Origin of the sequence: Streptomyces sp. S063, assembly GCF_002832675.1 — a bacterium.
Taxonomy (GTDB): Bacteria; Actinomycetota; Actinomycetes; order Streptomycetales; family Streptomycetaceae; genus Streptomyces; species Streptomyces sindenensis.
In genome coordinates this window covers 2,248,052-2,269,328 of the sequence record NZ_CP021707.1, presented here as the reverse complement: position 1 = coordinate 2,269,328, position 21,277 = coordinate 2,248,052, and the positions used below count along the sequence as shown (strand labels likewise).

The 21,277-nt window shown below is 73.6% G+C and carries 15 protein-coding genes and 1 tRNA gene; 11 read left to right on the top strand and 5 right to left on the bottom strand.

The window, feature by feature from the left end; genetic code table 11:
* Positions 1-2: 2 nt before the first annotated feature.
* On the bottom strand, positions 3-878 hold the full coding sequence (locus CCZ36_RS10255) for a peptidoglycan-binding protein (protein WP_069739708.1): 876 nt from the start codon (positions 876-878) through the stop codon (positions 3-5).
* A gap of 289 nt (positions 879-1,167) precedes the next feature.
* Here CCZ36_RS10255 and CCZ36_RS10250 point away from each other — a divergent pair, with 289 nt between their 5' ends.
* From CCZ36_RS10250 to CCZ36_RS10235, 4 genes are all read left to right on the top strand, one after another.
* Positions 1,168-2,334 (top strand): sensor histidine kinase, encoded by a 1,167-nt coding sequence (locus tag CCZ36_RS10250; protein ID WP_237302622.1) that lies wholly within the window; start codon positions 1,168-1,170, stop codon positions 2,332-2,334.
* Positions 2,331-3,029: a response regulator gene (locus CCZ36_RS10245; RefSeq protein WP_128817505.1), complete on the top strand. Its 699-nt coding sequence runs from the start codon at positions 2,331-2,333 to the stop codon at positions 3,027-3,029. Before CCZ36_RS10250 ends, CCZ36_RS10245 begins: the two co-directional genes overlap by 4 nt.
* An 82-nt stretch (positions 3,030-3,111) precedes the next feature.
* Positions 3,112-4,056, top strand: coding sequence for an ABC transporter ATP-binding protein (locus tag CCZ36_RS10240; protein WP_128817504.1), 945 nt, complete (start codon positions 3,112-3,114; stop codon positions 4,054-4,056).
* A complete protein-coding gene (locus CCZ36_RS10235; protein ID WP_128817503.1) occupies positions 4,053-4,808 on the top strand; it encodes an ABC transporter permease subunit in 756 nt (251 codons plus the stop codon). Before CCZ36_RS10240 ends, CCZ36_RS10235 begins: the two co-directional genes overlap by 4 nt.
* A gap of 110 nt (positions 4,809-4,918) precedes the next feature.
* Here CCZ36_RS10235 and CCZ36_RS10230 read toward each other — a convergent pair.
* Positions 4,919-4,991 (bottom strand) — tRNA-Arg (locus CCZ36_RS10230).
* A gap of 306 nt (positions 4,992-5,297) precedes the next feature.
* Between CCZ36_RS10230 and CCZ36_RS10225 the strand changes: the two genes are divergently transcribed.
* From CCZ36_RS10225 to CCZ36_RS10195, 7 genes are all read left to right on the top strand, one after another.
* Entirely contained in the window at positions 5,298-6,941 is a 1,644-nt protein-coding gene (locus CCZ36_RS10225; RefSeq protein ID WP_128817502.1) for an ATP-binding protein, read from the top strand.
* Positions 6,938-8,827 (top strand): GTPase, encoded by a 1,890-nt coding sequence (locus tag CCZ36_RS10220; RefSeq protein WP_069739704.1) that lies wholly within the window; start codon positions 6,938-6,940, stop codon positions 8,825-8,827. The genes CCZ36_RS10225 and CCZ36_RS10220 overlap by 4 nt, the downstream gene beginning before the upstream one ends.
* Before the next feature lie 104 nt (positions 8,828-8,931).
* On the top strand, positions 8,932-9,393 hold the full coding sequence (locus CCZ36_RS10215; RefSeq protein WP_069739703.1) for a single-stranded DNA-binding protein: 462 nt from the start codon (positions 8,932-8,934) through the stop codon (positions 9,391-9,393).
* A 198-nt stretch (positions 9,394-9,591) separates the two neighbouring features.
* Positions 9,592-11,085: a Cys-Gln thioester bond-forming surface protein gene (locus tag CCZ36_RS10210; RefSeq protein ID WP_069739702.1), complete on the top strand. Its 1,494-nt coding sequence runs from the start codon at positions 9,592-9,594 to the stop codon at positions 11,083-11,085.
* Positions 11,086-11,210: 125 nt separating this feature from the next.
* On the top strand, positions 11,211-12,875 hold the full coding sequence (gene ettA, locus CCZ36_RS10205) for an energy-dependent translational throttle protein EttA (protein ID WP_128817501.1): 1,665 nt from the start codon (positions 11,211-11,213) through the stop codon (positions 12,873-12,875).
* Between the two features lie 5 nt (positions 12,876-12,880).
* Positions 12,881-13,303, top strand: a complete 423-nt coding sequence (locus CCZ36_RS10200) for an acyl-CoA thioesterase (protein ID WP_006124496.1) — start codon at positions 12,881-12,883, stop codon at positions 13,301-13,303.
* Positions 13,300-14,022 carry a hypothetical protein gene (locus CCZ36_RS10195; protein ID WP_128817500.1) on the top strand — a complete coding sequence of 241 codons (723 nt, stop codon included), beginning with the start codon at positions 13,300-13,302 and terminating at the stop codon, positions 14,020-14,022. Before CCZ36_RS10200 ends, CCZ36_RS10195 begins: the two co-directional genes overlap by 4 nt.
* Before the next feature lie 18 nt (positions 14,023-14,040).
* Here the strand turns inward: CCZ36_RS10195 and CCZ36_RS10190 are convergent, their stop codons facing one another.
* The 3 genes from CCZ36_RS10190 to CCZ36_RS10180 are packed head-to-tail and all read right to left on the bottom strand — an operon-like array spanning position 14,041 to position 21,267.
* Positions 14,041-15,060 (bottom strand): ABC transporter ATP-binding protein, encoded by a 1,020-nt coding sequence (locus CCZ36_RS10190; RefSeq protein ID WP_069739700.1) that lies wholly within the window; start codon positions 15,058-15,060, stop codon positions 14,041-14,043.
* The gene (locus tag CCZ36_RS10185; RefSeq protein WP_128817499.1) at positions 15,057-17,927 is read right to left on the bottom strand and encodes an ABC transporter permease; all 2,871 of its coding nucleotides are present in this window, start codon (positions 17,925-17,927) and stop codon (positions 15,057-15,059) included. The genes CCZ36_RS10190 and CCZ36_RS10185 overlap by 4 nt, the downstream gene beginning before the upstream one ends.
* 1 nt (position 17,928) lies before the next feature.
* Complete coding sequence (locus CCZ36_RS10180) at positions 17,929-21,267, bottom strand: FtsX-like permease family protein (RefSeq protein WP_128817498.1); 3,339 nt, start codon at positions 21,265-21,267, stop codon at positions 17,929-17,931.
* Positions 21,268-21,277 lie beyond the last annotated feature (10 nt).

Genomic DNA, 21,277 nt, shown 5'->3' with positions numbered 1-21,277 from the left:
TGTCACACGTTGGGCACCTTGAGCCGGTCCCAACTGCTCTTCCCGGGAATGCCGTCCGCGTCCCCGCCCGTGTAGCCCAGCTTGCGCTGCCACGCGGCGTACGACTTCCGGTCGGCCTCGGACCAGGCCGGGCCGGGGCCCACCGTGTACCGGCCGCAGCCCTCGGCCACCAGCCGCTTGCCCATGGCCGTGATGACGGCGCTGTTCCGGCCGACCTTGAAGAACGCGGCCCCCGGGAATGGCTCGTACGCCGGTCTCGGCGGCGGTTTGGAGGGGCCGTCCGGGGCACCGCCCAGCCGCTTCCCGATCCGCGTCCGCATCGAATTCATCGTGAAGCCACGTGGGTCGACCTTGCCCGGCTGCCACTCCAGGTGCCCGATCACGGAGCGCTGCGACCAGCGGTGCGCCCGGCAGACGGCGGCGGCGGCCCGCTCGATCGCCAGCAGCTGGGCCGCCGGCCACGGGTCTTTCCCGTCACCGAGGTTGACGCACTCGAAGCCGTAGAAATAGCGGTTGCCGTCGGTGTTGGCCTCGTTGTCCGGGGGCAGCGCCTTCTCCGCGATGACGGCGCGCAGGACGTCGTCGTCGCCGAGCCCGGCGTGGTTCGCCCGTCCGTTCCCCACGAGGTGGACGGTCCCGTCCTTGGCGATGACACCGTGGCAGAGCGGTCCCGGCAGGGCGGAGTGGCCGTTGTAGCAGAGCTCGACGGAGGACGCGGTGCCCGAGGTGACGGTGTGATGGATCATCACGCCGTGCGTCGGGCCCCAGGGGCCTTTGTGGTTCCGGTTGTTGGTACGCCAGCTCCGGTGTTCGACGACGTGGAGGCCTTCGTCGCGGAGGGCTTTGAGCAGCTTGTCGGCGGACAGCGGCGTCGCCATGCGGCGCTCCTTTCCCTGACGGTGCGTGGTTCACGCGGGCGCTTGGGTGTGCGGGCGGCGGGACCGGGACCGGCGGACGGCGAACGGCGGCAGGGAGCCGCGGATGCCCGCCGGGCGACGGGTGAAGGGGGATGGGTGAGAGGTGACAGGTGACGGGGGCGGGGGGCCGGTCCTGAGGGGAGAGGATTCCGCCTTTCGGAGCCCACCTGATTGATTTGCCCGCTTCCATGCCCTCACGAACGTCCCGCCGGGCGGAAGGTTTCACCGCATCTCGAACTTCCGTCCGGATGTGTCCGAACTTCTGCCCGAAGATCACGGGTGTCCCAGGGGTCGCCCTACTCCCGCTGTCGTATGCGGGCGGACGTTCACCACCGCCGACGCGGCCGTCAACGAGCCCGGCTACCGGCAGGCGGACGCGCTGACCTGGGCTCTCCTCGTGGTCTCGCTTGCGGCGCTCGTCGTACGCCGCCGTTGGCCCGTTCCGGTGGTCTGCGTGACGGGGGCGGCCTGCGCCGGGTGGGCGCTGCACGGGCACATCGGCGAGCTGCTGAACCTCCCGGTGATCGTGGCGCTGTACACGGTCGCGGTGCTGGGGAACCGCCGGCGCACCCTGTGGACCGGGGCGATCGCCGCGACGGTCTCCGGCCTGGTGGCGCTGAAGGTCGGCCGGGACGTGGTCAACCCGCAGGGGCTGCCCGTCCTGGAGATGGTCTGGCCGCTCGTCCCGCTGCTCCTGGGTGAGGTGGTGCGGACCCGCCGGGAGCTGCTCGCGGAGTACGCGGCGCGCGCCGCCCGGGCCGAGGAGGACCGCGAACGGGAGGCCGCCCGCCGGGTACGCCAGAAGCGGGCACGGGTCGCCCGGGAGATCCACGACATCCTCGCGCACACCGTGAGCGCGATGACCGTGCAGGCCGGCGTGGCGCTCGACGCGCTGGACGCCGCGCCGGAGGTGTCGCGGCAGGCGATGACCCAGGTACGCGCCTCGGGCAAGGAGGCCGTACGGGAACTGCGCGCCACGCTGTCGGTCCTGCGCGCGGCCGAGTCCACGGCTCCGGCTCCCCGCCTCGACCAGCTGGAGGAACTGGTCGCAGGGGTCGAGGCGGGCGGCGTGCGGGTCAGCCTGCGGCGGGAGGCCCGGGCCGCCGGGCTTCCCGCGGTCGTCGAGGCCACGGCGTACCGGATCGTGCAGGAGGCGCTGACGAACGTGGTGAAGCACTCCGCGGCGCGGCACGCGGCTGTGTCGGTGAGCTGCGACGACGGCCGGCTGACCGTCGAGGTGGTCGACGAGGGCCCACCGGCGCCCCCGCCCGCCGCCCCGGACGCGGAGCGGGGCGTCGGCCTGATCGGCATGCGGGAGCGGGTGGTCGCGGTGGGTGGCGGCGTCACGTACGGTCCGGTGCCGGGCGGCGGATTCCGCGTCCACGCCGTGCTGCCGACCGGGGGAGCGACGTCATGACACGACCTGCGGCCGACGGTGGCGGCAGGCCCGTCCGCGTGGTCCTCGCCGACGACCAGACCGTCGTACGGGCCGGATTCCGCGCCCTCCTCGACCTCACCGACGACCTGGTCGTCGTCGCGGAGGCGGCCGACGGGGCCCGTGCCGTCGAGGCGGTCCGGACGACCCGTCCGGACGTCGTCCTGATGGACATCCGGATGCCCGATGTCGACGGCCTGGAGGCCACCCGCCGGATCGCCGAGGACCGCTCGCTCGACCAGGTCCGGGTGGTCATGCTCACCACGTACCAGGTCGACGCGTACGTCTTCGAGGCCCTGCGCCACGGCGCCGCGGGCTTTCTGCTCAAGGACATCGAACCGGACGACCTGCGCTCCGCGATCCGCACGGTCGCGGCGGGCCGGAGCCTGCTCGCCCCCGCGGTCACCCGCCAGGTGATCGAGGAGTTCGCCCGGCTGAAGGCCCCCGAGGCGGCGGGCGCCGAACGGCTCGCCGTGCTGACCGGCCGGGAGCGCGAGGTGATGGCGCTCGTCGCCGCCGGACTGTCCAACGAGGAGATCGGCCGGGCGCTGATCATGAGCCCGCTGACCGCGAAGACCCACGTCAGCCGGACCATGACCAAACTGGGCGCCCGCGACCGGGCGCAGCTGGTGGTGATGGCGTACGAAACGGGCCTGGTCAGAGCAGGCGAAGGCTGAAGCGGTCCCTACTCCGGCGGGAGCAGGGACCGGCTCCCGCGGGAGGATTCGCGAGCGGGGGCCCGCTCGTAGCGTCGGCCGCATGATCGAAGCAACGGAACTCACCAAACGCTACGGTGACCGGACCGCCGTGGACCGGCTGTCGTTCACCGTCCGGCCCGGCCGGGTGACCGGCTTCCTCGGCCCGAACGGCGCCGGCAAATCGACCACCATGCGGCTGATCCTCGGCCTCGACTCCGCGAGCGCGGGACGGGTCACCGTGGGCGGCAAGGTGTACGTGGACCTGCCCGTACCGCTGCGGGCGGTCGGCTCGCTGCTGGATGCCAAAGGCGTCCACGGCGGCCGCTCCGCCTACCACCACCTGGCCGGACTCGCCGCGAGCAACGGCATCCCGCGCCGCCGCGTCGAGGAGGTGCTCGACCTGGTCGGGCTGCCCGAGGCGACGGCCCGCCGGCGCACCAAGGGCTTCTCGCTCGGCATGGGCCAGCGGCTCGGGATCGCGGCGGCGCTGATCGGGGACCCGGAAGTGCTGATCCTCGACGAACCGGTCAACGGCCTCGACACCGAGGGCATTCGCTGGATCCGGGGACTGATGCGGTCGCTGGCGGCGGAGGGCCGCACGGTCTTCCTCTCCAGCCACCTCATGAGCGAGATGGAGCTGACGGCCGACCACATCGTCGTGATCGGACAGGGCCGGCTCCTCGCGGACACGACCATGCGCGACTTCATCGAGACCAACTCCCGCGCGCACACGCTCGTACGGTCCCCCGAGCCGGAGAAGCTTCGGGCCCTGCTGGAGACGGCGGGGGCGCGGGTCCGTCTGGAGCCCACGGGCGGCTGGCGGGTCGAAGGGCCGGACGCCGCCGCCATCGGTGACCTGGCCCGCGACCACGGCGTCGCCGTCCATGAACTCACCCCCGCCCACTCCTCCTTGGAGGAGGTCTACACGGCGCTCTCGCACTCCTCGGCGGAGTACCGCACCGAGGACCGGCCCGCCGCACCCCGCCGGAAGGAGACAGTCCGATGACGACAGCCGCTCCCGGGGCCCAGGCCCTGGCCTACGAGTGGATCAAGTTCCGCAGCGTGCGCTCCACGGTGTGGACGACGGTGGCGACCGCCGTACTCCCCGTTCTGGGCGCGGTGTTCGTCGCCACGAGCGGAAGCCTCCAGTCCGACGACACGGTCCTGGGCGGCAGCCTCACGCTCTCCGTCGTCGCCCAGATGCTGGCGGCGGTGGTGGGCGCGCTGGTGGTGACGGGGGAATACAGCAGCGGCACCATCCGGACGACGTTCGCGGCCCGCCCCCGCCGCTCCACGGTCCTCGCCGCCAAGGCCGCCCTGGTGGCGGGCGTGATGTACGTCCTCGCCCTGGCCTCCTGCACGCTCGCCTACCTCGTCGGGGACGCCCTGCTGCCCGAGGGCCGGTACGCCCAGGGCGAGCCGTTGCCCGCCCTGTTCGGGATCGCCGCGTCCTTCGCCGTGGCCGCCGTGCTCGGCCTCGCCGTCGGCACCCTGGTCCGCCACTCCGCCGGGGCGGTCACCACGGTGATCGGGCTGCTGCTCCTGCCGTCGCTGTTCGGCCCGCTCCTCGGCGAGGCGGAACGCTGGATCGCCGGGCTCTCCCCGACGGCCGCCCTGGAGAAGCTCACCCAGACCTCGGACGCCGCGGCCGCCACGGTGGGCAGCCTCGGCCCCTGGCCCTCCCTGCTCCTGGTGGCCGGATACACGACGGCGCTGACACTCGGGGCGCTGGTGCTGCTCCGGCGGCGGGATGTGTAGAGAGGCGGGGGCTCCGTCGCTTAAGCCGCCATGACGCCGGGCCCGCTACCGTCCCCCTGACCGACGAAAGGCCCTCCTGTGCGGAGGGCCTCACGGTCGTGCGGTCGGCGCGCCCCCGGCAGGACTCGAACCTGCGGCCAAGCGCTTAGAAGGCGCCTGCTCTATCCACTGAGCTACGGGGGCCGGGAGTCCTGATCGGTGGTTCCGTGGCCGTGCCGGGACAAGGATAGGGCTCCGATCCCCTGGACCCGGTTGCTTCACCTGCGTGGCACGATGTGGAGGTTCGGTGAAGCGAACCGATAATCGCAGGTAGGTACGATTTCCGCAGCGCTTTTCGCCCGCTGCGCGCCGGGTGTTGTGCACTCGTTATGCCCCTGCCCCACTCATCCCCTCTGTCCCGACTCTGTCCAGAGGGTGGAACCGCCGCGCAGAGGGGTCTATACGCTTCAAAAAGGCTCTAAAATTGGGCATTCTTCGCATGTGGTGACCATGGACGTACGGCCTCAGCTCATCGACGCACTTTCCGCCCTGCGCGACCGTGTCGCCGCCGTGCGTCTCCCACTGCCCCTGCCGGGCGCCGAACGCGCCCGGCAGACCAGGGTCGAACTCCTCGCCCAGCTCGACGACTACCTCCTGCCGCGTCTCAAGGACCCCGAGGCGCCGCTGCTCGCCGTGATCGGCGGATCCACCGGGGCCGGGAAGTCCACCCTGGTCAACTCGCTGGTGGGGTGCCGGGTCAGTGAGGCCGGCGTGCTGCGGCCCACCACCCGGACCCCGGTGCTGGTCTGCCACCCGGACGACCACCACTGGTTCGCGGGGGTACGGGTGCTGCCGCAGCTCACCCGGATCTGGCTGCCACCGGGCCAGGCCCCGGACCCCGACGGTCTTGACGATCTCGCCGCGCGCGGAGAGGACGGGGAGGCCGCCCTGCGGGTGGAGACCGCCGTCAGCCTGCCGCGTGGGCTCGCGATCCTGGACGCTCCCGACATCGACTCGCTCGTCGTCCGCAACCGCGTCCTCGCCGCCGAACTCATCTGCGCCGCCGACGTCTGGGTCATGGTCACCACCGCCTCGCGCTACGCCGACGCCGTGCCCTGGCACCTGCTGCGTACCGCGAAGGAGTACGACGCCGCCCTCGTCACCGTCCTCGACCGGGTGCCCCACCAGGTGATCGCCGAGGTCTCCCGGCAGTACGCCGCCCTGCTGACCCGGGCCGGGCTCGGGGACGTACCCCGCTTCACCATCCCCGAACTGCCGGAGTCCACCGGCGGTGGCAGCGGCCTCCTCCCCACCAGCGCGGTCGCCCCGCTGCGCGCCTGGCTCGCCCACCGGGCCCAGGACCCCGCCGCCCGGCAGCAGGCGGTGGGGCGTACCGCCTCCGGCGTCATCGAGTCGCTCAACGTACGGATGCCCGCCCTGGCCTCCGCCGTCGCCGCCCAGTACGCCGCGTCCGTACGGCTCACCGGAGCCGTCGACGAGGCGTACGGCAAGGAAGCCACCCGGATCCGCCGCCGGCTGAAGAACGGGGCGGTGCTCTCCGGGGACGCGCGGACCCGGTGGCGCGGCTACCCCCTCTACAGCTCGCCCGAGGAACTCCTGGAAGCCCTCGTCGACAGCCTGGTGGCCCTGCTCCAGTGCTCGGTCTCCGCCGCCGACGAACAGATCCGCACCCACTGGCGCCGCGAACCCGCCGGGGCCCTGTTCCGCTTCGAGGACGCCGGACGCGAGGCCGGGGGCTGGGGCCCCGCCGAGGACGTCGAAGGACGGATCGCCGTCGCCGTGCGCCGGTGGCGCCGGGTCCTGGAGGAGCTGGCCGAGGAGGAGGTGCGGCAGCTCGACCGCAGCGTGGCGCCCGCCCCGGAGAACGTCGCCGCGCTCCTCGCGGCCGCCCTGCTCGGCGGGCGGCGCGCCCGTGCGGCGGGGGAGCAGCTCGCCGAACGCATCGGCGCCCAGGGTGCGCTGCGCCTCCGTGACAAGGGCGGCGAGCTGCTGACGACCACCCTCGACCAGGTCCTCGCCGGCGAACGCGAGCGCCGCCTCGCCCCGCTCGACGCGCTCGACGTCGCCCCCGAGCCCCAGGCCGAACTGATCGCCGCGCTTTCCGTACTGCAGAAGGAGAGGTGGCAGCGATGACCGCCGTCACGGACGAGGACCACGGCAAGGGCAAAGGCAAGGGCGACAGCGGGAAGGAGGCGGGTGGGGCCAAGGGCGGGCGCGAGGACGGACGCTGGGACGACGGGCTCATCGCCCGGCGCGCCGCGGCGGCCGCGGCCCGCGACGCCGACGCGCCCGTGCCCGTTCTCGCCCCCGCCGACGACGACGCGGAGCCGCAGGTCGAGGCGTACGCCCCCGCCGACGGACCGCTGCCCGCCCGGCTCGACGCCCTGCGCGAACTCGTCGGGCTCTCCCGCGCCCGGCTCGACCGGGACACCCTCGCCGAGGCGGGCCGCGTCCTGGACGAGGCGGCGGCCAGGCAGCGGCTCTCCTCCCGGCACACGGTCATCGCCGTCGCCGGGGCCACCGGCAGCGGGAAGTCGACTCTGTTCAACGCGCTCGCCGGGGCCCCGATCTCCGACACCGGGCTGCGCCGGCCCACCACCTCCCAGCCCATCGCGTGCAGCTGGACCGACGGGGCGGCCGGGCTGCTGGACCGCCTCGCCGTCCCCGGGCGGCTGCGCCGCAGGCCCCACCCGGGCCCCGCCGCGTTCGACGAGGCGCTCCAGGGGCTCGTCCTGGTCGACCTGCCCGACCACGACTCGGCGGCCACCGAGCACCGCGACCAGGTGGACCGGGTCCTGGCCCTGGTCGACGCGGTGATCTGGGTCGTCGACCCCGAGAAGTACGCCGACGCAGCCCTCCACGAACGCTATCTGCGGCCGCTCGCCGGGCACGCGGAGGTCACCTTCGTCGTCCTCAACCAGACCGACCGGCTGCCCGGTGAGGCCGCCGACCTCGTCCTCGACGACCTCCGACGCCTGCTCGACGAGGACGGCATCGCGCTCGGCGAGCACGGCGAACCCGGCGCCACCGTCATGTCCCTGTCCGCGCTCACCGGCGACGGGGTGCCCGAACTCCGCGAGATGATCGGCCGGTTCGTCTCGGACCGCACCGCCGCCACCCGCCGCCTCTCCGCCGACATCGACGCGGCGGCGGCCCGGCTGCGCAGGGTGTACGTGGCCGAGGGGCGGCCCGGCCTCGGCGAGCGGGCCCGCGAGGAGTTCACCGACCGGCTGGCCGAGGCCGTCGGCGCGACGGCCGCCGGACAGGCCGCCGAGCGCGAGTGGCGCCGCAACGCGAGCCGGGCCTGCGGGACGCCGTGGCTGCGGCTCTGGCGCTGGTACGAGAACCGGGGACTGCCCGGCAGCCTGGACCGGATGGGCCAGGCGCTCACCCCGCCCGAGGAGGAGCTGACGGCCCGGCAGCGCGTTGAGCAGGCGGTGCGGATCGTCGCGGACGACGCCGCCGACGGGCTGCCCGGACCCTGGGCGCAGGCGGTGCGCGAGGCGGCGTTCACCGGGGCGCGGGGGCTGCCCGAGGCGCTGGACGAACTGGCGGTCGAGGCCGGGGCGCCCGGCGCGGCCAAGCGGGGCGGCGGCACGGAGACGGGGAAGGGCAAGGGGAAGGTTGCCCAGCTCGGCGGGCGGCCCCCCAAGCCGCCCCGGCCGAAGTGGTGGCCCGCCGCGGTACTGGCCCAGGCGTCGATGACGCTCCTCCAGATCTTCGGCGGCCTGTGGCTGGTCGGCCAGATCATCGGCGTCCTGGAGCCGGGGCTCGTCACGCCCGCGCTCATCATGCTGGCCGGCGTCGTCGGCGGACCCTTGGTCGAGTGGGCCTGCGCGGCGGCCATCCGGGGGCCGGCCAGACGGTACGGGCAGGACGCCGAGCGGCGGTTGCGCGAGGCGGCGGCCGGCTGCGGCCGGGCCAGGGTCCTGGACCCGGTCGCGGCCGAGCTGGTGCGCTACCGGGAAGTGCGCGAACGGTACGTGACGGTGACGGAGTTTTCCACAACCGGCCGGTAGTCCACAGGCCCCGACACGATTCCTTTCCGGCGTCCACCATGGAGCGCGTACGACACCGCGGTACGACGAGGTGCGCGCGGTGCGAGGAAATCGGGGGCGCGAAAATGAACGAGACGTTGGTGACCCTGGTGGGTAACGCGGCGACGGCGGTGGACTTCCGGGAGACGGCCACCGGAGGAATGGCGCGATTCCGTTTCGCCGTCACTCCACGCCGCTGGGACCGCGAGAAACAGCTCTGGGCCGACGGCCGCACAAGCTTCTACACCGTCTGGTCCTGGCGGACGCTCGCCGCGAATCTCGCCGGTTCCGTTTCGGTCGGAGAACCCCTGGTCGTGCACGGCCGGTTGAAGGTGCGCGAGGAGGAACAGGCCGGTCAGCGGAGGACGTTCGTCGATGTCGAGGCCGTAGCCGTCGGCCACGACCTGAGCCGGGGGACGGCCGCGTTCCGCCGGGCGCCCAGGATGGAACCCCATCTGACGGAGCGTTCGGAACGCGTCACGGACGGCGACGCGGCGGCGTCGCCGAGAGAACGCGAAGAGGTAGGGGCAATGGCCGCAGTGTCCTGAAAGGGCTGTTCGGTGACGCGTTCGGGGCCGATCCCGCGATAACGATTCCGATTCGGAATGGTTGGCGAAGGGCGGTACGGGGGACTCACCTCCGCCCGTTCCTTAGGATTCCCAGTGCTCACGGGTCACTTGGGTCTGCTGGCGAGGCATTCCCCACACGCGCACCACGCGCGAGGGCCTCGCCCGGAGGGGAATTCTGTGTTTTCTGCGCCTTCAGCGTCCGCTGCGTCGTCCGGTACGACAGGAGCGGACCCCGGCCGCGGGATCCTCCGCCCGGTCGCCGCGCTGCTGGTCTCCGGCCTCGTCGCGGCTGCCGCGTTCATCGGCGCCGGACCGGCGGCGGCCGACGAACCGGGACGCCACCAGGGCGGCGCGGCCGCCGTGCTCGACGGACTGAAGACCTTCGACAGCGCCGTGCTCCGCATCGCGGGGGAGAACGGCGCACCCGCCCGGACCCAGGAACTGCCCGCCGGACTGTTCGAGATGACCGTGGACGGCGGCGGCAAGCTCAAGACCTACTGCGTCGACCTCCACAACCCCACCCAGGACCAGGCGAAGTACCTGGAGACCCCCTGGGCCGAGACCTCCCTCGGCGCCAACCGGAACGCGGGCAGGATCCGCTGGATCCTCCAGCACTCCTACCCCCAGGTCGACGACCTGGCCGCGCTCGCCGAGGCGGCGGGTACCGGTCCGCTGACGGAGCGGACCGCCGCCGCCGGGACCCAGGTCGCCATCTGGCGCTACTCGGACGACGCCGACGTGACCGCGTCGGACAAGCAGGCGGAGAAGCTCGCCGACTGGCTCCAGCGCAGCGCGCGCCCGGAGAAGGAGCCCCGGGCCTCGCTCACCCTGGAGCCGGCCGCCGTCTCCGGGCGGGCCGGAGAGCCGATCGGCCCCGTGACCGTCCGTACGGCCGCGGGCCAGGTCTCGGTGTCGCCCCCGGTGGACGCGGCGGCCAGCGGCGTCCGGGTCACCGACAAGAAGGGCGCCCCGGTCACCGAGGCGTCCGACGGGGACCGGCTCTACTTCGCCGTACCGAAGGACACCGCCGACGGCACCGCGTCGCTGACGGTCCAGGCCACCACCTCCGTGCCGGTCGGCCGGGCCTTCGCCGGGGCGGGCCGTTCGCAGACCCAGATCCTGGCCGGTTCGAGCGAGTCCACCGTCTCCGCGAGGGCCACCGCCACCTGGGCCGAGACCGGCGCCGCCCCGGCGGTGACCGCCCGGAAGAACTGCGCGAAGGGCGGGGTGGACGTCACGGCCGCCAACCGGGGCGACGAGCCGTACACCTTCGAGCTGGCCGGTGAGGAGCACACCGTCGCCGCCGGGGAGACCGGCACGTTCACCGTTCCCGTCGCCGAGGACCAGGCGTACGACTTCACCATCACCGGACCCGCCGGGTTCAGCCGCACCTTCACCGGGGTGCTGGACTGCGCCACCAGCGGCAGTGTCCTGGAGAGGGAGAGCGAGGAGACGGGCGGCACGGGCAACGACGTCGGCACGCAGAGCGCCGAGCGGTCCGTCCCGGCCACGACCGGTTCCGCCTCGTCGGGACTGGAGGGCGACCTCGCGGCCACGGGTGGCTCCAGCGCCACCCCGAAGCTCGCCGCCGTCGCCATCGGACTGCTCGTCGTGGGCGGCGGCGCGGTCTTCGCCCTCCGCCGGAAGAAGCCGCACGCCGACGGTGAGTGAACACCCGTCCACAAGTGGTGACCGGGGTTCTGGTGCCGCTGGGTGGACGGGTTTCCTTCCGGGGGCGGGTGTCAGGCAAGATGGGTGTATCTGCCCACACCTCTATTGCTGCCGGACGGTTTCTCTTGGCTGAGTACATCTACACCATGCGCAAGACGCGCAAAGCGCACGGCGACAAGGTGATTCTCGATGACGTCAATCTGAACTTCCTGCCCGGTGCGAAGATCGGTGTCGTGGGCCCCAACGGCGCCGGTAAGTCCACGGTGCTGAAGATCATGGCGGGCCTGGAGCAGCCGTCCAACGGCGACGCGTTCCTGTCGCCCGGCTTCACCGTCGGCATCCTCATGCAGGAGCCGAAGCTCGACGAGTCGAAGACCGTCCTGGAGAACGTCCAGGACGGCGCCGCCGAGATCATGGGCAAGCTCAAGCGCTTCAACGAGGTCGCCGAGCTCATGGCGACCGACTACTCCGACGCGCTGATGGAGGAGATGGGCAAGCTCCAGGAGGACCTAGACCACGCAGGCGCGTGGGACCTGGACGCCCAGCTGGAGCAGGCCATGGACGCCCTGGGCTGCCCGCCCGGCGACTGGCCGGTCACCAACCTCTCCGGTGGCGAGAAGCGCCGCGTGGCGCTCTGCAAGCTCCTCATCGAGGCCCCGGACCTGCTCCTCCTCGACGAGCCCACCAACCACCTGGACGCCGAGTCGGTGAACTGGCTGGAGCAGCACCTCTCGAAGTACGCGGGTGCCGTCGTCGCCGTCACCCACGACCGGTACTTCCTCAACAACGTCGCCGAGTGGATCCTCGAACTCGACCGGGGCCGCGCGATCCCCTACGAGGGCAACTACTCCACCTACCTCGACAAGAAGGCCGCCCGCCTCAAGGTCGAGGGCCGCAAGGACGAGAAGCGCCAGAAACGCCTCAAGGAGGAGCTGGAGTGGGTGCGGTCGAACGCCAAGGGGCGCCAGACCAAGTCCAAGGCCCGTCTCGCCCGGTACGAGGAGATGGCGGCCGAGGCCGACAAGATGCGGAAGCTGGACTTCGAGGAGATCCAGATCCCGCCGGGGCCCCGGCTCGGTTCCATCGTCGTCGAGGTCGAGAACCTCTCGAAGGCCTTCGGCGACAAGGTCCTCATCGACGACCTGTCGTTCACGCTGCCCCGTAACGGCATCGTCGGCGTCATCGGTCCGAACGGCGCGGGCAAGACCACGCTGTTCAAGATGATCCAGGGCCTGGAGACCCCCGACAGCGGCTCGGTCAAGATCGGTGACACGGTCAAGATCTCCTACGTCGACCAGTCCCGCGCCAACATCGACCCGAAGAAGACCCTCTGGGCCGTCGTCTCGGACGAGCTGGACTACATCAACGTCGGCCAGGTCGAGATGCCGTCCCGCGCCTACGTCTCCGCGTTCGGCTTCAAGGGCCCGGACCAGCAGAAGCCGGCCGGCGTCCTCTCCGGTGGTGAGCGCAACCGCCTCAACCTGGCGCTGACGCTCAAGGAGGGCGGCAACCTGCTGCTTCTCGACGAGCCCACCAACGACCTCGACGTGGAGACCCTGTCCTCGCTCGAGAACGCGCTGCTGGAGTTCCCCGGCGCGGCCGTGGTCATCTCCCACGACCGCTGGTTCCTGGACCGTGTCGCCACGCACATCCTCGCCTACGAGGGTGACTCCAAGTGGTACTGGTTCGAGGGCAACTTCGAGTCGTACGAGAAGAACAAGATCGACCGCCTCGGCCCGGACGCGGCCCGCCCGCACCGTGCCACGTACAAGAAGCTCACGCGAGGCTGATCGTCTTGGCCCGTCACCTCTACAGCTGCCCCCTGCGCTGGTCGGACATGGACGCCTTCGGCCACGTCAACAACGTGGTCTTCCTCCGCTACCTGGAGGAGGCGCGCATCGACTTCATGTTCCGGCTGGCGCCCGGGGACGGTTCCCCGTCGTTCTCGGGCGGGTCCGTCGTGGCCCGGCACGAGATCGACTACGTACGGCCGCTGGTCCACCGGCACGAGCCGGTGACCGTCGAGTCGTGGGTCACGAAGATCGGCGCCGCGTCCCTGACGATCGCCTATGAGATCAAGGACGACGACCAGGTGTACGTACGCGCCTCGACCGTCGTCGTGCCGTACGACCTGGCGGCGGAGCGGCCCCGGCGGATCTCCGCCGAGGAGAAGCTCTTCCTCCAGCAGTACCTGGCAGAGGAGCCCGCCGCGGCATGACCGTGCCCGTGCAGTCGCTGCTGTTCGCCGACCCGAGGGAGGCGGCGGATCTCGCCGCCTTCCTCGGCCGGCTGCTCCACTACGACCGGGCCGCCGCGGTCCGGTTGCAGGCGGGCGGCGGTGACGCGCTGGCCGTGTTCGGCCGCCCGCCCTCCTTCGAGGTCCTCGCCATCCGCACCGCCCGCCTGGCCCGCCCCGGGACGCTCGACGTCACGGTGTCGGCGGGCGAGCTGCTGGAGTCCCTCGACGTTTCCGGCGACGGCGACGGCGACGACCCGGGGGAGCGGGGCGGTGCGCTGCCCGCGCCCGTCACCGGGCCGCCCTGGACCGGCGTCCTGCCGCCCCGGGGGCCCTGGCGGGAGCAGGCGGGGCTGCCCGGCCCCGACGCCCTGCGCGCCGCCCTCGACCAGGCCGTCGCCGAGTTCCGTACGCGGGACGAGGCGCTGCCCGAGGAGTCGCGCACCCGTGCCGAACGCGACCGGATCGGCCGCGAGATCTGGTCCCGGCCGGTCGGCGCGACAGACCTGCCCCTGCGCGCCGTGCATGCCGCCCAGTCCCTCGGCTTCCTCCGCCCCGACCCGGACTTCCCCGTCTCGCTGCTGTCGGCCGGCGGCTGGCTGCGGCTGCGGACCCCCTTCGGCTCCATCGCGCTGCGCCGCGACCCGGTGGGCGGCCTGGGCGGTCCCGGCGGACTCAGCCTCTCGGTCGGGCGCGGCTGAAGGGCCGCCCGACCGCCGCTACTTCTCCGGTGCGCCCTTCGCCGGACCCTCCTCCGACGCCCCGTGCGCGTCCGGCCAGACACCGATGTGGTCCTGCTCCAGCTCCAGCAGCACCCGGTGCTCCATGCCCAGCGCCTGTGTGTAGTCCGCGGGGAGCTGGAGCCGTCCCGCCCGGTCGAGCATCGCGTACTCCCGGGCCACCTGCGACTCCTGGCCCGTCGCCGCGTCCACCTCCGTGCGGCGCAGCACCTCGGAGGACGTACGGCCGTCGCGGATGGCGACCGTACGCCGGACCTCGTTCGCGACCGCCTGGTCATGGGTGACGATCACGATCGAGGTGCCCAGCTCCTCGTTGGCGCGCCGGAACGCCGCGAAGACCTGCTCCCCGGTGGCCGAGTCCAGCTCACCGGTCGGCTCGTCCGCCAGCAGCACGGACGGGTTGTTGGCCAGCGCCACCGCGATCGCCACCCGCTGCTGCTGCCCGCCGGACAACTGCTGGGGCCGCCGGTCGCGGCAGTCCGCGATGTCGAGCATGGCGAGCAACGACTCGGCGCGGGCCGCCCGTTCGCGCTTGCTCCCACCGCCGCGCAACTGCATGGGCAGGGTGATGTTCTGGATCGCGGAGAGATACGGGAGCAGATTGCGGGCGGTCTGCTGCCAGACGAACCCGACCACGTCCCGCCGGTAGCGCAGTCGTTCCTTCGGGCCCATCGACAGCAGATCGCACCCCGCGACCTTCGCCGAGCCCGCCGTCGGCACGTCCAGCCCGGCCAGGATGTTCATCAGCGTCGACTTGCCGCTGCCCGACGCCCCCACCAGGGCCATCAACTCGCCCTCGGTGACCAGCAGATCCAGCCCCTGGAGGGCCTGCACCTCCACGCCGTCCGTGGTGAAGATCCGCACCACCCGGTCGCAGGCGATCAGCGCGTCGTGCCCGTAGGAGGGGCGGTCCCGGCGGGCCGCCGCCCGCCGCTCCAGCTCCGCGAGGGTCGGCTCGGCCGCGCGGGCCGTACCTGCCGTCTCCGTGGACGAGGTCATCGGGAGTCTCCTGCCCTGAGTTCGGTGATCGATCCGCGGCGGCTCGCCCACCACGCCTGGACGCCCGCGACCGCGGCGGCGAGTGCCACCACCCCGGCGGCCGGCAGCGCCAGCGACCAGAGGTCGGCGCGCAGCGTGACGGGGCTCGTGTCCGATCCGGCGACGCCCGCGAGCGCGAGTGGCACCAGATCGATGCCGGGGGAGAGCAGGACGATGGTCGCCCAGCCGGTGAACAGCCCGCCGCCCGCCGCGAGCAGCGCCTGCGGTGTCGCCTCGAAGGCCAGCAGCCGCCTGCCCTGCCCGGTGGTGAGCCCCATCGTCCGCAGCCGCGCCAGCAGCGTCTTGCGCTCGGGCGCGGTCTGGAGCAGCGACAGCAGAACGGCCAGCAGGGCGTATCCGGCGCCCGCCGCGACGGCCGCCAGATAGATCCGCTCGGCCCCCGCCTGCATCGGGGTGTTCACATACCGCGCGCGCTCCTCGGACCGCAGCTGTACGACGAACTCCTCGCCGTTCCGGTCGGCCGCCGCGCGGAGCTTCGCCGGGTCGGGGGCGCCGGTGAGCAGCAGCGTGGTGGGCGCCCGCTGCTCCAGGGAGGCGGAGTTGACGATCAGGAAGTTCGTGGAGGCGAGCGAAGCCACCCGGTCGACGGTCCCCACCACCTGGATCGTGAAGTTCCCGGAGAGTGTGTCGACGGCGTGCTGTTCCTTGCCCAGCCGGGCCGCCACCGCAGGGGAGGCGATGACCGGCAGCACCCGTTCCGGGGCGGACGTCGCACCCTCGGGCAGCGGTGCCGAGGGCCCGGTCGCCTTCAGCAGGCCGCTCGGGAAGTCCGGCAGCCCGGTCGTACGGGCCAGCCGGGTGTACGAGGCCGGGTCGACGCCCACCATGGCGATGGCCCTCGCCCCGCTCGCCCCGGCCGTGCCACCGCCACCGGTGCCCGCGTCCGCACCCGTATCCGTAACCCTGCCGTCCGTACCGCCGCCGTCACCGGCCGCGGTCTCCGGCATGGTCACGCCGAACTCGATCCGCAGCGGCGCCGCGCTCCGCACCCCCTCCAGATCGCTCACCGTGCGGACCAGCTCGTCGGGCAGCGTCGCCCGCTCGCCCTTGCCGCTCACCCGGGCGTCCGCGCCGACCGCCGTCAAGGCCGCGTCGTCCCGCGCGTCCCCGATCCCGGCGATCACCGAGCCGCCGAACGCCGCCGTGGCCAGCGCCAGCAGCAGGGCCAGCAGCGGCAGCGCCCCGCCCGCCGAGGAACGGCCGGCCCGGGCCAGCGACAGGAAGCCGATCGCCCCGCGCAGCCGGGCCATGGGGCGCGCGGCAAGACGCAGGGGCAGCGGATAGAGCCGTACGAGCACCAGCGCCGCGATCAGCGCCACCAGCACGGGTGCGCCGCTGACCAGCAGATCCGTGCCGCCCCCGGACGTACCGCGGCGGCGCAGCGCCGCCACCGCGCCGACCGCCAGCACGAGCAGGGTCAGTTCGGCGACGGTCCGCCGACGCGAGGGCCGGGCGCTCACCATGTCCTCGCGGGCGCCGTGCAGCGTGGGCCGGATGTGCTGGAGCGTCGTCCGCAGCGGCAGCGCGACGCAGACGAGCAGCCCGACGCCCGCCGCCGCCAGGGCCGCCGGCCACCAGCGGCCCTCGCCCACGGCCAGTACCGCGAGGAGGAGTCCGAGCGCGCTCGCGGGCAGCACGGTCACCGAGGTCTCCGCGAGCAGCCGGCCGCCGATGCCGCGCAGCGAGCCTCCGCGCGAGCGCATCAGCGCCAGTTCGGCCCTGCGGCGGGCGGCGATCAGGGCACCCGTCATCACCAGGACGACGGCGGCCACGGAACCGATGCCGAGGGCGGCGACCGCGATCACGGGGCTGATCGCGTCCCGCATCCGCGCGTTGGCCTCCACGATGTGACCGAGCCCGGTGAGAAGCACCGCGGTGTCCCCGGCGATCGCCCGCACCTCCAGCAGCCCGGGGCCGCTCTCCAGCGAGGCGATGACGGACGCCAGCCGGGCGCCGTCGGGGCCGGTGAGCGCTGAGGCGTCGGGCGGCAGCCGCCAGAAGAGGGCCGGCTCGGTGGCGGTGCTCAGGAGTGCGGGCCCGGCGTCCTCGGCCAGCAGGACGGTGCCGGTCCAGTAGTTCTGCGGGAATCGGCTCGTCGGGTCCGGGATCAGCGACGGGGTGCGCACCAGCGGATCGGCGGACCAGTAGCTGCCGCGCGGGTCACGGGGGGCGACGATGCCCGTGATGGTCACCTTCAGCGGGTCCCCGACCGCCGTGGGGAGTTCGAGGGTCGCGCCGACCTTCATGTTCAGCGCGGCGGCCGTCTCCTCGGTGACCGTGCCCCGCACCGCACGCGAGGCGGACGTCACCTCGGCGGGCGTCGTCGGCCAGGCGCCCGAGACCAGCCGGGCGTGCTTCTTCAGCCCCGTCTGCGCCGTGTACGAGAGCTGCGGCGGCACCGTGTCGGGCCTCGGCAGCCACGGCTCGGTCGCGACCACCGGCTTCGTGGTGCGCACGCCGTACGCGACGGACGAGGTGTCCGCGCGCAGCGGCGCGGGCAGGGCCTTCACGAGCGCACCGCCGACCCGCGTCAACTCCGGGGTTCGAACCACGGCCTCCCGCTGCTCGCGCGGCAGTTCGAGCCCGGGCTGGGGGCGGGCGACCTCCACGGTGCTGCGTCCCGCGTCGGCCCGCCGGATGTCGTGGCGCAGCCCCTCCGTCTCGTACGCGTCCACGGCCCGCGGGAACGCCGCGGCGAGGAACGCCGTCACCAGCACCAGCACCGCGAGGGCCACCGCGGCGCCGGGTGCGGTACGCAGCCGGGTCCGTATCCAGGGGGCGCTCGCCGCCCGCTTGCCGTCACTCATCTCAGTGGTCCCCCTGGTGGCGCAGTGTGACCGCCGGATCGCCGCGGCGCAGCGCCATCGTCGCGACGATCACGAGCGGCAGGGCGGCGACCCCGGCCAGCAGTGCGGCGACCTGCCCGGCGGGCAGCTCGACCAGCACCGGCGGAACGGGCCGGTCCGCCTGCCCGGTGAGCACGATGAGCGGGACGACGGCCCGGGTCAGCACGGTGCCGATGCCGAGCCCGATCAGCAGGGCGAGAGCGATCAGCACGCCCTGTTCGGCGGCGATCATCCGGGCCAGCTGGCGGCGCGGGGCGCCGAGCGCCCGCAACACGCCGAGCTCCGCCGACCGTTCGCGCCGGGACCCCGAGGCGCTCACCGCGAAGCCGACCGCCGCCAGCGCGGCGGCGACCACCGCGACGGCGGGCAGCGCCGACTGCGGCCCCGCCCCCAGCGGATCGTCCACCAACTGCTGGGCGGCCTCGTCCCGGACGAGTACCTGCGCCGGGTCGGTGTCCGGCAGCGCGCGCAGGGCGGCGGCGACCTTCGGGGCGTCACCGGGGGCGGCGCTCAGCCACCACTCGGTCGCCTCGATCGTGGCCGTCGTGCGCTGGGACAGGACCTCGGTGACCGCCTTGAGGTCCAGCAGCAGCGCTCCGCCGTACTGTGCCGGGTCCGCGGTGCCGGACAGCTCGGCGGCCCCGGTGGTCGGCAGCCGGCGCACCGAATCCGCCAGGGTCACCCGGACGGTGTTCCCGGCCAGCGTGAGGTCGATCTCGTCGCCCAGCTTCGCGTTCGCGTTCTTCAGGTAGGAGTCCGTCGCGACCGCCTTGAGGGGCGCGGCCTTCGGCCGGGCGGCGGCGATCCGCAGGGTGCTGGTGGTCTGCCCCCAGCCGTCCTCGCTCTCCACGCCGGTGTCGTACGTGAAGTCCGGCAGGCCCGAAGTCCCGTTGCGCACCGGCGGTTTGCCGGGGCGGCTGTCACCGTGCTCGGTGAGCGTCATCGACGCGTCCCAGCGCACCGATTCGGAGACCCGCACCGGGCGTTCCGATCCTTCGGAGGCTTCGGGCGAGCCGGAGCCGGACGCGTTGTCGTCGCCGGAGCCGGTGACCACGCGTACGTCGCTCACCGTGATCCGGCGCTTCTGCGCCTGGCCGAACGGCGGGCTGTCGTCCACCTCGATACCGGTCACGGCCGGACCACCCGCCGCCGACACCGCGAACGACACCGGGACCGGGCGGCCGTCCACGGGCACCGGGCCGGCCAGGAACCGGTAGGGGAGGCCGTAGCGGTCCTCCAGGAGCACGGTGACCACCGGCGGACGCGCGTCCGGATCCACGGCGGACCCGGAGGGCTTCGGCGACACCGTGGTGATCCGCAGGTCCAGCTTCACCCGGGTGCTGCCCTCCGGGAGGACGAGCCCGGGGCGCGGGGCCGGCTTCGGGGCGATGGTGTCGAACACCCCGCGCGGGCTTTGGCCGGCGAGGTCGGAGCGCATCAGCATCCCCTCGTCCGCGTGGGCGGTGTCCAGGGCGAGGATCTCGGCCGTGCGCCCGCCGGAGGCCTCCACCGTCGTCCGGTGAGCGGGGGCCGCCTGCCGTACCCCGTCCAGGCCGCTGTAGAGCCCGGCCGTCGCCGGGCCGCCGCCGTGCCCACCCACCAGCCGGACGGAGGCGCCGGAGCCGAAGTCGGCCTGGTCGGACTGCGAACGGTTCCACGAGGCGCTCTGCCCGATCGCCAGCATGCCCATGGCGACCGACAGGACCAGCAGCAGCACCGGACCCGCGCCGCGCAACGGGCGGCGGCTGAACTGCCAGCCCGCCAGGGCCGCGGGCAGCCCCCGGCCCTTGGCCGCACGCCGTTCCGCGAGCCTCGCGGCGGGCGGCAGCAGCCGCAGAGTGAGGACCGTTCCGGCGAGCAGCGCGAGTGCGGGGGCGGTGACCAGCAGCGGGTCGATCCCGAGGTTGCCGGCCCGGTCGCCGGTGAGCGCCCCGCCGCCGGCCTGCCGGTCCAGCTGCCAGTACGCCACCGCCGCGATGAGCAACAGCCCGAGGTCCGCGCCCGCCCGCACCGGTCCCGGCAGCGACGCGGCCCGGCTCCGGCGCCCGCCCGCCCCGGCCGCCAGCGACGGCGCCACCACGGCCAGCGCGCAGGCCAGCGCGACGGCCGCGGAGACCAGCCACACGGTCCCGGTCGAGGCCTCGCCGACCTCCAGACCGATCCGGGACAGGGCGCTGCGTTCGGCCAGCAGCCCGGTCAGCGGCCCCGCGAGCAGCGGGGCGGCCACCGCGGCGGGCACGGCCAGCAGCAGCGCCTCGATCGCGGCGAACGAGGTGATCCGGCCCCGTGAACCGCCCCGGGCCCGCAGCAGTTCCCGCTCGCCGTCCCGCTCGCTGTTCAGCAGCCGGGCCACGAGCAGCAGGGCGTACGCGGCGAGCAGCACCAGCTGCACCGCGACGATCATCAGCGTGGAACGGGAAACCAGCAGCGCCCGGTCGAGCTGGTCGAGCACGGTCGGCAGCGACATGCGCGCGGTGACACCCGACGCGAACACCGGCGCGGCCGTCAGCGCCTTCGGGGCGCCCGCCGACGCGTCGCGCAGCCCTTCCATGGAGCCCGTGGTCAGCGTGGCGAAGTCGGCGGACGCCAGCCAGGACGTCTGCCCGCCGCCGAGCGCGCCCGAGGCGAGGACCGAGGGGTCGGTGAGCAGCGGGCCGTACGTCGTGAAGGCCAGCTTGCGCACCCCGCGCCCGCCCAGCGGGTCCAGCTGCCAGTACGGGGCGGACCGGTCGCCGGCCTCGTAGACGCCGGTGACGAGGACCCGCTGCTTCTTGTCGTCGTGCAGCCGGTCGGTGACGGTGAGCCGCGCGCCCGGCTCCAGCTTCAGCGCCTCGGCGGCGACGACGGGCAGCGCGACCTGTACGGGCCCGGTGCCGTCGGAGGCCGCGGGCGCCTTGCCCTCGGTGATCCGTATCCGGTCGCGGTCGAGGGCGGCGAAGTGGGTGAGGTCGGGTTCGCCGCGCCGGGCGGCCGGGTCCTGGAGGCTCCGCGGCAGCGCGTACGACCCCGAACTCTCCAGCTTCTCCACGGTCACGGGCAGCCCGTCGAAGGCGTCGCGGGAAGCCTTGCGGACGGCCTCGTCGGCCTCCGCGCGGCGCTCGTGGTCCACCGACGCGGAGACGACGAGGGCGGCGGACGCGGCCGACCGGTGGGTGAGTGTGTGGCGCAGGGCCGCGTCTCCGACGGAACCCGAGAACGCGGTGAGCGCGGCCAGGACGGAGGTGGTCAGCAGGACGGCGAGGACGGCCGCCGAGAGCAGCAGGCGATGAGCCCGCACCCGCAGAAGGACGAAACCCGTCACCTGATCCCCC